At 40.1% G+C, this 14,569-nt stretch carries 10 protein-coding genes; 9 read left to right on the forward strand and 1 reads right to left on the reverse strand.

The window, feature by feature from the left end; genetic code table 11:
- The first annotated feature begins 114 nt into the window (after positions 1-114).
- The 5 genes from KW850_RS27770 to KW850_RS27790 all read left to right on the forward strand — a co-directional run bounded on the left by KW850_RS27770 (position 115) and on the right by KW850_RS27790 (position 6,272).
- On the forward strand, positions 115-1,119 hold the full coding sequence (locus tag KW850_RS27770; protein WP_218350960.1) for a macro domain-containing protein: 1,005 nt from the start codon (positions 115-117) through the stop codon (positions 1,117-1,119).
- A 316-nt stretch (positions 1,120-1,435) separates the two neighbouring features.
- Complete coding sequence (locus KW850_RS27775; protein WP_218350961.1) at positions 1,436-4,099, forward strand: SGNH/GDSL hydrolase family protein; 2,664 nt, start codon at positions 1,436-1,438, stop codon at positions 4,097-4,099.
- A 394-nt stretch (positions 4,100-4,493) separates the two neighbouring features.
- A complete protein-coding gene (locus tag KW850_RS27780) occupies positions 4,494-5,150 on the forward strand; it encodes a vWA domain-containing protein (RefSeq protein ID WP_218350989.1) in 657 nt (218 codons plus the stop codon).
- Between the two features lie 180 nt (positions 5,151-5,330).
- Positions 5,331-5,771: a cell wall hydrolase gene (locus KW850_RS27785; RefSeq protein WP_218350962.1), complete on the forward strand. Its 441-nt coding sequence runs from the start codon at positions 5,331-5,333 to the stop codon at positions 5,769-5,771.
- A gap of 333 nt (positions 5,772-6,104) precedes the next feature.
- On the forward strand, positions 6,105-6,272 hold the full coding sequence (locus tag KW850_RS27790; RefSeq protein WP_218350963.1) for a hypothetical protein: 168 nt from the start codon (positions 6,105-6,107) through the stop codon (positions 6,270-6,272).
- A 304-nt stretch (positions 6,273-6,576) separates the two neighbouring features.
- On the opposite strand, the gene KW850_RS27795 is transcribed toward KW850_RS27790, so the two are convergent.
- Positions 6,577-9,084, reverse strand: coding sequence for an NEW3 domain-containing protein (locus tag KW850_RS27795; protein ID WP_308128863.1), 2,508 nt, complete (start codon positions 9,082-9,084; stop codon positions 6,577-6,579).
- A 359-nt stretch (positions 9,085-9,443) separates the two neighbouring features.
- On the opposite strand from KW850_RS27795, the gene KW850_RS27800 reads away from it, so the two are divergent.
- Genes KW850_RS27800 through KW850_RS27815 form a run of 4 tightly spaced genes read left to right on the forward strand, consistent with a single transcriptional unit; the run spans position 9,444 to position 14,567 of the window.
- Positions 9,444-10,643 (forward strand): ROK family transcriptional regulator, encoded by a 1,200-nt coding sequence (locus tag KW850_RS27800; protein WP_218350965.1) that lies wholly within the window; start codon positions 9,444-9,446, stop codon positions 10,641-10,643.
- Between the two features lie 21 nt (positions 10,644-10,664).
- A complete protein-coding gene (locus KW850_RS27805; RefSeq protein WP_218350966.1) occupies positions 10,665-11,765 on the forward strand; it encodes an extracellular solute-binding protein in 1,101 nt (366 codons plus the stop codon).
- Between the two features lie 13 nt (positions 11,766-11,778).
- Positions 11,779-12,879, forward strand: a complete 1,101-nt coding sequence (locus KW850_RS27810; RefSeq protein WP_218350967.1) for an ABC transporter ATP-binding protein — start codon at positions 11,779-11,781, stop codon at positions 12,877-12,879.
- Entirely contained in the window at positions 12,876-14,567 is a 1,692-nt protein-coding gene (locus KW850_RS27815) for an ABC transporter permease (RefSeq protein ID WP_218350968.1), read from the forward strand. The genes KW850_RS27810 and KW850_RS27815 overlap by 4 nt, the downstream gene beginning before the upstream one ends.
- Positions 14,568-14,569 lie beyond the last annotated feature (2 nt).

A 14,569-nucleotide genomic window follows, 5' to 3' on the forward strand; every position in this document is an offset into this window, starting at 1 on the left:
CATGTAAAAAATATAAACATTGAAAATACCTTGAAAAAACCTATTGTTTAAAGAATTTGAAACATAGTATTAGTTATATAAAATAGAGATCCTTTTTAAGGGAGGGGAATATGAATGCCATTAGAAATAGTTCGTCATGATCTTACCAAAATGAAGGTAGATGCAATAGTGAATGCTGCCAATACCGATTTGAAAATGGGTGGCGGTGTATGTGGGGCTATCTTTCGCGCGGTGGGTGCTGTGGAGCTGCAAGAAGCCTGTGATCAAATCGGTGGGTGCAAGGTTGGGAAAGCAGTATTAACCGAAGGATTTAACTTGGATGCTAAATTTATCATCCATACACCAGGTCCTATATGGCAGGGCGGGGGAAATCAAGAAGCAACACAATTACAGGCATCATATCTTAACTCTTTGGAACTAGCAAAAAAGCATCACTTTGAGTCTATCGCTTTTCCATTGATTTCGACCGGCATTTATGGGTATCCGAAAGAAGAAGCGTTACAAATTGCGATTTCAACCATTAGTTCATTTTTATTGCATCACGACATGTTCGTTTATCTTGTGGTTTTTGATAAAGCATCTTTCGGTGTAAGCAAGAAGTTATTTACCTCCATCCATCAATACATAGACGAGCATTATGTCGAAGAACTAGAAACCACTTTTCAACGCCTTAGAAGAGAAGAACGCTATGTAATGGCCCCATTGCCTGAAGAAGAAATTCTCCAAGAGGATCGATATGAAGTAAAGAACGAATCCTTAGTAAACTTGTTGGACCAACTCGATGAATCTTTTTCCGAGCGGCTGCTTCGTTTCATTGATGAAAAAGAAATGACAGACGTTGCGACGTATAAACGAGCAAATATTGACCGTCGCTTATTCTCCAAAATTCGAAAAGAAGGCGATTATGCTCCGAAAAAGAAAACAGCCGTGGCTTTTGCCATTGCCTTGCAATTAAGTTTAGATGAAACGAATGAGCTGCTGGAGGCTGCAGGTTATACCTTATCCCAAAGCAGTAAATTTGATGTGATTATTGAGTTCTTTATACAGCAAGCTAACTACAATATTCATGAAATCAATGAAGCGTTATTCGCTTTTGATCAGCCATTATTAGGTGCCTGAAATGTCGCTTTCCTAGCGACCCCTTATAATATACACTGAGTTTATCTACCTTTATTTAAAAAAACACAACTAAATACGTAAAGCGAAAAACGCTAAACTCTACTTATTCTGAGTTTAGCGTTTTTTTTATTCTAGCAGTTTGGATTATTCTGAAAATATATAAATGACGACTTTTATCATTACTTGTTTTGGGTGTTGTCGAACGAATAGGACTATGGTCTCTACAATGAAGGGACTAACGAATGTATTCTGTTAAAGTAAGTCTTTTAGAATAATTTTACATATTTGTAAAGTTATTATATGAAGGAGGAGCTAAATGTCTATAACGTTAGGTAATGTGTTAAACGCTGTTTCCCTTGCCACACTTTCGGTCAATTCGAAGTCTATTGCCTCATTAGCAAGTAGTCAGGACCGCATGCAATATCATAAGGCGGTGCTAGAATCAGTTGGAATCACCTCTCTCTCATCTCTTGGAACGCTCAGTTTGTCCGGAAATTTAATCCCACAGCCTGGAGTTACAAAGCCAAGCTCAAACATAATAGCCACTACGACCTACTTTCAATCTGCCTATAAAGCAGTAAATACAGGGACAACAAAGAATTCAGTTCTGCAGCCTTTTGGCGGGCAGGCATCCGTTTTACAGGCGGTCCCAATCCCATCTCAAACCGTTTATGCAGCTTCTAGTGCTAGCGTCACATCCCAAATTAACATTGATACAGCTTACTGGGTTGCTACCGAAATTAACATACAGGATAATACAACTGTCGTATTGAAGCAGCCACAACGTTATCTCATTTTAATCGCAGAAAAAATTACGGTCGGCCAGAATGTCACATTTACATGGGAGCGTCCCACTAAAGCTAGTCCGGCAAAACCATGGAAACCAGCAACACCACCACAGGCCCCAACTTCTTCGACACTTGCTGGAATCAATGGTACAAATGGAATTTACGGGGTGAAAGGGGGACGTGGTCCAGATGGTCATAGTGCACCTGAAATTGAAGTGTGGGTGTTAGACATGACAGGCCGCCCAGCCTTCGACTTAAATGGTCAAGACGGAACAGCTGGTGGTGCTGGGCAAGATGGTGGAGACGGCGGACAAGGCGGTGCAGGAAAGCCGGCTCAACTTGATTGGGCAGGATTTTGTAAGGCAGGTTCTGGGGCTGGCGGAAATGGCGGCACAGGTGGAAATGCAGGAATTGGCGGTGATGGAGGAAATGGAGGAAACGGCGGAAGACTATATTTCTATGCCCCTCAAACAGTCATTAATTCTTATATTTCCGGTTTCGATGTTGCTATTGAGGGGGGACGCGGCGGTGTCGGCGGTCAGCCAGGTAACCCCGGATCAGGCGGTGAAGGGGGACCTGTTGGTGCATCCGTTAAAGCAAAATTTGGTGCTGTATGTGGACCAGGGCCAAGAACCGCTGGTGCTAGAGGTCCGAATGGCTATTATTCCAACCCGGGACTGACAGGTTCTAATGGAATGAAATTATCCGAACCAATCCGTATATCCGTGATTGATCCGGATGAGTTTCGTCGCAAAATGCTAGAACCAGCAATTTTTGAAACAAGCCCTGCTCTTGCTTTTGCGGAAGAAAACGTCACCGTTAAAGGGAAGAGATTTACAAAAACAGATGTGGTGCTCATCGATGGAGTTCCGGCGAACACAATCGTATTTAGTGATACTATTATTCAATTTTCTGTACCATTAATTAGTGGAGGACAGCATACTGTTCAGGTGAAACAAGCGGATGGAACGATCTCAAACAAGGCTTCTCTGTATATCAAACCGAAGATCCAATCGATTGTGCAGGAAGGTATGGATAAAGACTACCCAAATCGAGTATCACCGGGCAAAAAAGTAACATTAATCGGAAGTGGTTTCACAGACAACGCGATTGTGCGAATTCATGGCCAGGATATGACAGATGTAAGGCTTTTAAGTCCGACACAGCTGGAGTTTACATTGGTTCGGCCTAACACAGTGGCAGAAAATCCTTCAGGGGAGCAAGTCACCGCACAGGTTGTACTCGCAGATGGAACGCCTTCTAATACAATTGATTTAGTACTCGATACCTTCCATTTGCTTGTGCTTGGAGATTCGGTTTCTTGGGGTCAAGGTCTCGGACCGCATGAAAAGCATTATTCTCTTGTTAGTAATACAGTAAAATCAAGGCTCGGAAATATTGGATCATATACTACGGTCCTTGCTCATTCAGGTGCAATCATTGGCGTAGATGATAAAAGGTCGAATCCTGTATGGGATGGAGAAGTTCCGACTTCGTATCCAACAATCTTACAGCAAGTGGATCGTTTCGTCGGAGAACCTGACAAGGTTGATTTAGTTATTTTAGATGGCGGCATCAATGATGTAAATATGAGAGTGGTTTTAAACCCATTTTCAACCGAAGATTTAGCTCCTCTTCACCATAAATATTTTTTATGTCATACAAAAAAATTACTGGATAAAGTTCACTCCACGTTTAAAAAAGCGAAAATTATCTTGACGGGCTATTATCCGCCTGTTTCAGAACATAGTGACTTAGCAGCGGTCGAGGTATTGCTGGTTGCACTAGGTGTTGCAACTGCTGGTGTTCCTGGCGGTGTGGCTTCTGGATTTTTGACGAAGCACCATTTGGATATCATACATGAACGCAGCATGCAGCTCGCAAGCGAATCTAAGACATTCTTGCAACAAGCCGTTAATGAAATTAATACAGAAAAGGGCGGAGAAACTCGAATTTTCTTTGCAGACCCAAACATCGGTCCGGAGCATGCTGCACTTACCAATGATCCTTATGTATTTGGCATAAATTTAGATTTATCCCCACAAGACTTACTGGCTGCCGAGCGTCTCGTTTCTTGTACAGAAGCAGGTTGTACAGGTATAGACTTTGAAATTTGTAAACGAGCTTCAATGGGCCACCCGAACCAAAAAGGAGCACAGGCATACGCCAATGCTATCTACCCGTTTTTATAAGTAGGAGAACAATAATCCGGTCCCTTGAAGGGAACCGACTATTGCTGGACCGGACATGTGGCTGCATGTTCGGTCTTTTTTTATTTTTTAATAGTAAAGAGAAAGAGTTTTTCGGGTTAGGATAACAAGAAAAAGCCTAATGGAGAAATACAAATGACCAGTTTATTCAGTTTCCATTACATTCAACTAAACAGAAAAAAACTTTTTGAAAAGAATCGTGGAAGAAAACAGTTGTAAACGCCAACAAGCCAATTACAATATTCATGAAATCAATGGAGCCTTATTCGCTTTTGATCAGCCATTACTCGGTGCCTAAAAATGTCGCTTTCCAAGCGACCAATTCCCAACGAATGAATGGTATCCTTTGTTTATCAACGGACGGAGGATGATTATGATGAAAAAAAACCTAACGGAATTAGTGTTTATTTTGGATAAAAGTGGCTCTATGGCAGGGCTTGAGGCTGATACCATTGGCGGCTATAATGCCATGCTCAAGAAACAGCAGAAAGCCGAAGGAGAAGCCATTGTTACGACCGTCTTATTCGATCATCAATACGAGCTATTACATGACCGAATCAATGTTAAGGGCATTTCTCTCCTTACTGATAAGGATTATGAAGTAGGGGGGACTACGGCCTTATTTGATGCGATTGGATTTACCATTCAAAAAATAGTGAATGTCCAAAAGAGGACCAGTGAGGCAGAACGAGCAGAAAAGGTCCTGTTTGTGATTACCACGGACGGGATGGAAAATGCCAGCCGTGAATTCACAGTGGAAAAAGTGAAAAAAATGGTTCAGTATCAAAAGGAGAAATTTGGCTGGGAATTCCTGTTCCTTGGAGCGAATATAGATGCCGTCTCAACCGCTGCACGTTTTGGAATCGATGAAGACTTTGCTGTGGATTATCATGCGGACACGATTGGGACACAAATGAACTTTGAAGCGGTAAATGAAGCGGTGAGCAGTCTTCGAAGCGGCAAAAAGATTGACCGTAACTGGAAACAAGTGATTGAGAGGGATTATAATCAACGTTTGAGCAATGATTATTAAACAGAAATATTCTATCTTTTTATTCTTGATTTTCGATCTACATGCAATGAATGTATTCAATTTAGTTATTAATTTAGGTTATTTTCGTGTTGTTTTTTAAAGAAGAATTATCTGAAATAAAAGAAATATAATATTCATCATTGTAGGCTTTTTTTCATACTATATTTTGGAGGTGAAAAAATGCCCAGAGTAAATTACCGAAGTTCGGACGTCGACTTAATGGCAAGGATGATGAGAGCAGAAGCCGAAGGTGAAGGACAACAGGGAATGTTATATGTTGGAAATGTAATTGTTAATCGTCTTGTAGCAAATTGTTTAGACTTTAAAGATATAAGATTAATTCGCCAAGTTATTTTTCAAGTACAAGGAGGAAATTTTTCCTTTGAAGCTGTTCAAAAAGGGAATGTATTTTATCAAAGAGCAAGAACTGCTGAAAAAAGATTAGCAAAACAGAATTTGGATTATTGGAGAGAACACCCAGGGAAATATGCTCTTTGGTATTTTAATCCATATGCTCCATGCCCTCCAACATGGTACGGTCAACCTAAATCTGGTCAATTTAAAAATCATTGTTATTATGAACCAAAGCCTGGAACATGTGATAGTGTCTATAGAGGTTAAGCTTACTCTTTGAGTAAGCTTTTTTATATATTTTCAGAATGTTCACAAAAACGAGTTTGGCAACCGGATGGATTATTTTACCTCATTAGCCTCACTTGAAGGGAACCGTCTATTGCTGGACCGGACATGTAGCTGCATGTTCGGTCTTTTTTAATTTCTTAATATAAACGAGAAAGAGTTTTTCGGGTTAGGTTAACAAGAAAAAGCCTAATGGAAAAATACAAAAGACCGGTTCAATCAGTTTCCATTAACTTCCACTAAACAGAAAAAAACTTTTGAAAAGAATAATTGAAAGAGATAGTATTAATTTAATCGTCTAAGGAGGAATAGTGAATGACTGAGCAAAATCAATCTGCCATTGATCAGGGGCGTAACAAAACAAAGCAGGGGGTAGAAGTGGTAGGCGATGTAGCCAATAATGTAATTAATACTGTAGAAGATGCTGGAAAAGCAGTAGTTGACGTTATTTCCGACTCGATTAAAGATGTTACAGCAAGATGATTGTTTTAAGTCTTTGTGATGAAAACCAAGCAAAAATATTGCCAGCATATTAGGATACCTTAAATCTAAAATTAAATTTGGAAAGTGAACTTTGCTTTCTGAATTCTTTTAGATAGGAAGTGCTTGATTTTGAATAACTGGATAACTGCGCTTTTGAATATTGGTAGAAGACAATCTTTTTATAATATGTTTGGCAGAAGAAGAAACAATAGGGGAATACTTTTTTGATTCGTTCATGAACTGCGAAAATATAAACAGTCCCTCGGCCATTGACGCGAGGGACTGTCTTTGTGATTTCAGGAATTTAACGATCAGCTCCATAGCTGATTAAGTTCGTAAAGATTCTGTAGCCGCCTGGAACTTGGCCTTGAATTTGGCGATAGAAGACAAGGTTTGTATACAGATAGGTTCCCGCTCCGTATTTCGCCATTAGTATACCTCCATCAAATGGTGCTTCTCCTGGATCAGCCATGCTGACAAATGTTTCATAATGACTATCCCAAGCCATAGGATAGTACAGACCTCTTTCTTGGATCCAATTATCCCAATCACTTACGGTGATTTTATTCGGATAATTGAAAAGAGGGGATTCTGGCTGTAAAACGGTAACTTTCGCCTTTTCATCCGTTACTCTCCATTTGATAGACGGATTGCCTATCGTTAATGGATATGGGGCGGAGGTTTGGGCGTTCCATTTATCGCCGGTAGGTTTATGATATTGCATGACGACATGCCCGCCATTGTAAACATATTCTTTCAGACGTTCATTATTAGCTAATAAATCTGCTCGAGAGAGGTAAGCACGGATTCCAACTACAATGGTATCGAATTGGCTTAAATCCCTAGTTTTTACATCAGATTCGCTCAGCTTGGTAATATTCAGACCTGCATTGGATAAATAGTCGGCAACTTGATCAAAACCACTTTCAATGTAACCAATTTTTAGGTTGTCATTTTTCTGCAGTTCAAAAGCAACACCGTTTATTTTGGCAGGGTATTCGTAATAGAATTGGCCAATATGATCGTATTTGATTTCTTGTATGGTAGATTTAAAGGCTTTCCCGTTAACCTTTGCTTCTGCTGCCACTGTAAATTTACCCTTTTGGATATTTGCAGGAGGTATTAAGTTAAAAGAAACTTCTTTTTCCTCTAACTGGCTGTTTAAATTCACATTTGCTTCGCTTGGTGAAACCCCCCAGCCTTCTGCTACCTTCAAGGAAACAATGGATTGGGTATTTCCTTCGCGATAATTTTTCACTTTTACTTTTACCGGAATTTGCTTTTGGACATCGGCCGTATTCACAACAATATCCTCCGGATTTAGGGTAAGAGAAACATCAGGGAGGACGGCGACGGTTCCATCTAGAACATTTACGTGACTGGTTTTGCTGCCGGCGTAATCATAATTGATTTTAGCCTGAATAACCGGTTCTTTGTACGCATGGTAAAAGTCAGCATCCTCAGGCACCTGAACTTGATACGTTACCTGTAAGCTTTGACCTGGAGCAAGGCTAGAAGCTTTATCGTTGGTGGAAATAGTCCAACCATCCGGCACTACTAATTCTGCTTCAGCCTGTTTTAATTCCTTCACACCTTTATTTTTCAATGTGACAGTAACCAATGTTTGTTGTCCTTTTGTAAGGACGTTCGAGGCGACGGAAGCTTTTACCTCGAGCTGTGAAGATGCAAAGCTGGCCTGCTGTAATTGTTCTTCCTTTAAGGAAAGTTTATGAAGCAAATCATTTTTCAAATTTGCATCTAGTTTTGCTTTCTCAGTCTTCTTCAATAAATTGCGGACTTCCTTCAATGTATCTTGGGCTTTTGTAAATACTTCGTCTTGGTTAGGGTAAGCGGAGATGATTGCGTCTAATTTGTCTTGGAGTTTTGTGAAGTGTATTTTTAAATCATTTTCAGTTTTTGGAAGCTGACCTGCCCATTCCTTAAAGTTATACGGGATGCCAGCGAAAAGGTCAGTTTTGTCACCTACCACACTGTAAAGTAATTCTAGATCAACCTGTCTTGGGGCTACAGGAATAGTACTGCCCATTCCTTGGCTTTTATGCATAAAACGAGACTGTTCTCCTAATTGAGGGTAGGACATTTGGTAAATAGGATCAACCATGCCAATTTCAATGGAGGTTTCAGTCTGTTCCTTTGTTTCAGCAGGTAAATACAGTTTTTTAATCTGCCAGACCTGAAGTCCTCCTTTTAGTTGATCTGGGAATACATTTGGATCGGCTGCATCCGTAAATGCCTGCTCGCTTAGAATCTCGATGGCTCGATGGTGTCCATGCTGAGTGTCAACGTTTCGGAAGGAAGGCATGACAATATCAGGCTGGTAAGTACGAATGAAACGGATTAAGCGTTCGTATGTCAGATCTTTTCCCCAGTTTGCTAATGTATCTTCTGGGCTTTTGGAAAAACCGAAATCGTAAATAGGATCCGAGGTTGTTTCACTTAAGTGATAGGTTTTCACACCTGTAATTTTGGCGGCTTCAATCATTTCTCGTGAACGAATGATTCCTAAGCCATTTCCTAACTCCTGGCCAATTTCATTTTGTCCGCCTTCGCCACGATTCCCAATAAGGCTGGCGGTTTTAACACCAAGCCCCCTTGATAAATAGGCAAGAAAGTCGCTTCGCTCATCATCAGGGTGTGCACCGGTATTGAGAAATGAAACGGTTGTGTCAAGAGGCTTTACGGCATTCCAAAGTTCAACATTATGTTCTTCAGCTTTTGTCATACTTTCTGTGAATGGGAGCAAGGAAACAACCAAGAGAAAAACAATAAACCCACTCAAATACCTTTTCAAATTTGTAACCCCTTTCATAAATAAATGGTTAAGTAATTAACAGAGATTAGCGCACCCTCCTTTCATACTAGTGATAGGTATGTTAGTTAACCTGCCTAACTAACAGCAGAGTAAACTATACCTAATAATAAACATAATAGGATAAAATTGTAAACATCATTAATGTTCAGAAAATTAAAACGGTAAATTTTACCTAAAAGAAGGGAATTATAGGTAATTTTTCCTGTTTTTACCGAAATTATTTGATTTATCCGAAAATTTAACAAATAACCGTTGTCAATCTTTTCCTAAAGATGTTATATTTTGGTTAGTTAGAGGAACTTACTAACCAAAACAATTAGGGCCGTGATGGAATGAGTATGAATGGAAATACCACACAAATTAAATCCTTAAACAAAAAAAGAGTGCTTCAATGTATTTTGGAACATGCACCAATCTCTAGGGCAGAAATTTCTGGGAAGATCAACATTAGTAAGCCGACAGTGTCCTTATTAGTCGATGAACTAATCAACGAAAATTGGGTACTGGAAAAAGGAATAGGAGAATCCACGTCACAAGGAGGAAGGAGGCCAATCCAACTTTATTATAACGAAAAAGCTGCCTATATTATTGGCACCGATATTGGGGGAACGAAAGTAAAAACAGTCATTTGTGACTTACAGGGTAAAATCATCTCTTCCAGCAGCTTTCAGACAAACCACTATTTACATTCTGGACTATTAAAACAAATTGCCAAAGAGATTGATAGCATGGTCAAAAAATTTCAAATCGATTCCCAAAGGATCCTTGGAATGGGAGCAGGTGTACCAGGCATAACAGATCGATTAGGTGGAGTCATATTGGAAGCACCAAGCTTAAATTGGGTCCGTTATCCCTTTATTGCTGAAGCAAACCGATATTTTTCCTTTCCTGTTTATGTGGATAACGATGTCAATGTGGCCGCTCTTGGAGAACAATGGCTCGGTAATGCAAAAAACAAAGAAAACGTTTTGTATATTGCCGTAGGGACTGGGATAGGCAGCGGCATTATCATTCATAATCAATTATATCGCGGCTTTTCAGGTGCCGCAGGTGAAATCGGTTACATGGTAACTAATAAAAATGATATGAAAAATGAATTTAAGCCGATCTTTAACCGCTACGGGTACCTGGAAAGTGTGGCGGGGGGAAAATCAATCGGTGAAAAATTCACACAGTTAGTACGGGAAGTGCCGAATCATCCATTGTATGATCAGGCGAATGCTTCAGAACTGACAGGAGAGATGGCATTTCATTATATGAAAAAAGGAGACAAACTTGCTCAAGATGTAATTGATGAGGCCATTGAGCATATCGCTTACGGGATTATTAATTCGGCAAGTCTGATCAATCCGGAGGTGATCATTTTGGGAGGTGGTGTATTAAAGTCATCTGAATATATCTTGCCTAAATTGCGGGAAATCGTGAATCAATACCTTCCGAGTTCAGTAGAATTGAAAACTTCACAGCTGGGGGATAATGCAGGGGTCTTGGGGGCTGTTTCGCTGTTTCTACGCGAACATAAAACCATTTTACATTAGTCAATCTAAGGGGGATTTGTTGTGAAAAAGAAGAAAAAGGTATCTATTCTAACGACTTTAACTTTATCGGCAGTGATGCTCCTATCCGCGTGTGGGGATTCTTCCGAACAAAGCTCAGCGAAACCTGAAAAAGATCAGGAGAATAAAAATACAGAAAAGCTGGAAGAGAAAATTGTGGTCTATTCCCCGCACGGTAAAGACATATTATCCAAATTTGAACAGCAATTTGAAGCAAAATACAACATTGATGTAGAGTGGCTTGATATGGGGTCTCAGGAAGTACTGGACCGGATTCGCTCCGAGAAAAACAATCCGCAAGCGGATGTTTGGTGGGGAGCACCGTCTGTTAACTTTGATCAAGCAAAGGACGAAGGGCTGCTTGAACCCTATAAACCTTCTTATTCTGGAAGTCTTGATGCTGGTTTCCATGATCCAGATTGGAACTGGTCCGGGACGAGCCAAACTCCTGAAGTGATCATGTATAACAATAAAAAGGTTAAAAAAGAAGAGGCTCCTAAGGATTGGGATGAATTATTAGATGCTAAATGGAAAGATAAAATCATTATCCGTTATCCACTTGCCTCAGGAACGATGAGGACCATTTTTTCGGCGATGATTTATCGCGATTTTAAAGATACCAATGATCCTGCAAAAGGCTATGACTGGTTGAAAAAGCTTGATGCCAATACGAAAGAGTATTCTGCTAACCCGGAAATGATGTACAACAAGGTTGCGAAAGGCGAAGGTGATATTTCTGTCTGGGCGATGCCGGATGTTGTTATGTTGAAGGAAAATAAAAATTATCCATTTGATTTCATTGTTCCTAAAAGTGGGACACCAGTTTTAACGGAAGGAATTGCCGTTGTGAAGGGTGCACCACATCCAAATGCCGCAAAAGCATTCTATGAATTTGTTAATACTCCAGAGGCAGCTAAATTATTGGCTGAAGAATTTTATCGGATTCCGACTAGATCTGATGTGAAAAACCTTCCTGATTGGATCACGAATACAGAAATTAAAGCGATGGACATTGATTGGAAGGTATTCCAAAAGGAAAGTGACGGCTGGATGAAATATTGGGATGAAAATATCAAGAGCGGAGCTAAAGAAGTCAAAGAATAGGAAGTGTTAGGTCATGGCGTCAATAACAATTGATAATGTCCAAAAGGCGTTTGGAAAGGTAGTGGCAGTCGATCATCTAAACCTTGAAATAAAGGATGGAGAATTCTTTACCTTTTTAGGTCCAAGTGGCTGTGGGAAAACTACTACTCTAAGAATGATTGCAGGGTTCTATTATCCTACCAAGGGCATTGTACGATTTGATGATAAGGATATGACGCGTGTCCCTCCAGAAAAAAGAAATACGGGCATGGTTTTTCAAAACTATGCCCTTTTTCCTCACATGACTGTTTTTGAAAATGTAGCATTTGGTTTACGAGTCAGGAAAATTTCTTCTAGTGAATTAAAAGCACGAGTACAGGATGTGCTCCGTAAAGTAAGGCTGGAAAAATATTCAGATCGTCAAGTGAGTCAGCTAAGTGGAGGGCAGCAACAGCGTGTAGCTCTGGCAAGAGCCCTGGTCATTGAGCCTGAAATCCTTCTCCTCGATGAGCCGCTGAGTAATTTGGATGCGAAGCTCCGTGATGAAATGAGGAGTGAAATTTTACGGCTGCAAAAAGAGTATAAGATTACCACGATATATGTAACACATGATCAAGCGGAAGCTCTATCGATGAGTGATAGAATCGCCGTTTTTAATTATGGTGTCTGTCACCAGGTGGGTACTCCCTCTGAGATTTATAATGAACCGGTCAACGATTTTGTCGCTAGTTTTATAGGTGAAATCAATCTTTTTCCGGTCAAAGTAGAAAGAATCGATCAAGAAAAAATGTATGTTACGGTTCAAGTTGAAGCTGGTACGAAAGAACTGGTTGTAGATCATCATTCTTTTCACTTACATCAGGAAAAAGGGGAACTTTCCCTTTCCATTCGGCCAGAGGCAGTGAAGGTTTATGAAAGTCCAGTTGAAGGGTTTAATATTTTTAAAGGAAAAATAGAAGATGTGGACTTTTTTGGATCGGTTATCAACCTGACAATCAATGTAGAAGGAATGGTTCTTCAAGTCAATTTATTAAACACTCGATCACGTAATCTTCAGTCAGGTGCCACCGTTTGGGTTCAGCTTCCTGAGGAACAAATCCGGATCATACCTGTTGTTAGTGGTGATGTCCCATGATCAAGAATCGTGATACCCGATTTACAATTCTGCTTTTGGTTCCCGTACTTTTAATATTAGTGGCTTATGTCCTTTATCCTTCATTAAGGACCTTAATGGAGAGCTTGCAAACGGAAGGCGGTGTATCTCTAGCAAACTATCAGGATTTCTTTACCCAAGAGTCGAAAACAAATTTAGTGGCATTATGGAATTCTGTTTATATTTCGATATTAAGTGTATTGGGTAGTGCAATTATTGGTATTCCACTTGCCTTTATCTTTAATCGTTATGATTTTCCGGGCAGGGGGTTTTTCGCGAGTGCTGCGGTTATGCCAATCGTTCTACCTTCTTTAGTAGGGGTTATGGCATTTATGTTTTTATATGGTGAAACTGGACTTGTCCCCAATGCGATAAAAGATTTACTTGGTCTTAAAGAGGTGCCCTTTAAAATAGGCGGTGTTTCAGGTATTCTGATTGTCCATGCCTATACGATGTATGTTTATTTCTATATGACGGTATCATCTGCCATTAACAAGATCGATCCAAGCTTAGAGGAAGCAGCGTATAATTTGGGTGCCAATCGATTTAAAGTTTTTTGGAAGGTGACTTTTCCTTTATTAACTCCTGCGATTGTAGCTGCTTCACTACTAGTATTTATGATTTCAATGGCATCCTTCAGTGCACCGTTTTTATTAGCAGGAGGTTACCGGGTATTAAGCCTACAAATCTATTTTTCGAAAATAAACGGTGATATGGAAGTTGCAGCCACGCAATCCGTTATCCTTTCGATCGTTTCCATCTCTTTTTTGCTGTTTATGCGCTGGTATCAAAACAGAAGGGATTACAGAATGGCTACCAAAGGGATTGGTGCTCATCGAAGTGAGGTAAAGAATCCACTTCTGAAATGGATCATGGTTTTCGTAGGAATAGTCGGGGTTATCATTTTGTTACTGCCGCACTTCACCATTCTACTTCTTTCATTAGTTCCTGACGGGACCTGGACATGGCAAACCTATCCTTCTGTATTTAGCTTTGAAAATTATCGGTTACTGCTCCAGGATCCTAATATCTTTAAACCTTTAAAGAATAGCTTGCTGCTATCGCTCATTGCAACGGCTGGAAACTTAGTGTTCGGCGTTATTACTTCCTATCTTCTTGTAAAACGGAAATTTATTGGCAAGAATTTCGTCGACATATTGGTAATGATTCCATGGGCTTTACCTGCAACCGTTATTGGGATGAACCTGATATTTGCTTTTAATGAGCCAAATGTTTTTTCTTTTGGGAACATTCTTGTCGGAACGTTTTGGATACTGCCGCTGGCTTATTTTGTTCGTCATATACCTCTGGTGGTTCGATCCACGAATGCCGTTCTAGAACAATTGGATGATTCAATCGAAGAAGCCTCCAGAAATCTTGGTGCTAAGTGGTTTTATACCTTTAGGAGAGTGATTCTCCCGCTTATTATGCCTGGTGTCCTATCTGGAACTTTGCTAGCATTTGTCGAGTCTGTTGGGGAATTTCCGACTTCCGTTTTGTTATACACAATCTCCAATCGGCCTATCTCGATTGAAATCATGAACCAGCTCAGAATGTTTAATATGGGGCAGGCTGCAGCATACGGAATGATTCAAATAGCCTTAATTGCCTTTGTACTCTTTATTTCAAATAAGTTTTTCGGCGTAAAAGCCGAACAATCATTGTCATAAGA

It is taken from the genome of Bacillus sp. sid0103 (genome assembly GCF_019219025.1).

Coding starts and splice junctions, on each gene's coding strand:
- KW850_RS27815 (WP_218350968.1), top strand. CDS start 12,876: ATGATCAAGAATCGTGATACCCGATTTACAATTCTGCTTTTGGTTCCC.
- KW850_RS27810 (WP_218350967.1), top strand. CDS start 11,779: ATGGCGTCAATAACAATTGATAATGTCCAAAAGGCGTTTGGAAAGGTA.
- KW850_RS27790 (WP_218350963.1), top strand. CDS start 6,105: ATGACTGAGCAAAATCAATCTGCCATTGATCAGGGGCGTAACAAAACA.
- KW850_RS27770 (WP_218350960.1), top strand. CDS start 115: ATGCCATTAGAAATAGTTCGTCATGATCTTACCAAAATGAAGGTAGAT.
- KW850_RS27800 (WP_218350965.1), top strand. CDS start 9,444: ATGAATGGAAATACCACACAAATTAAATCCTTAAACAAAAAAAGAGTG.
- KW850_RS27780 (WP_218350989.1), top strand. CDS start 4,494: ATGAAAAAAAACCTAACGGAATTAGTGTTTATTTTGGATAAAAGTGGC.
- KW850_RS27785 (WP_218350962.1), top strand. CDS start 5,331: ATGCCCAGAGTAAATTACCGAAGTTCGGACGTCGACTTAATGGCAAGG.
- KW850_RS27775 (WP_218350961.1), top strand. CDS start 1,436: ATGTCTATAACGTTAGGTAATGTGTTAAACGCTGTTTCCCTTGCCACA.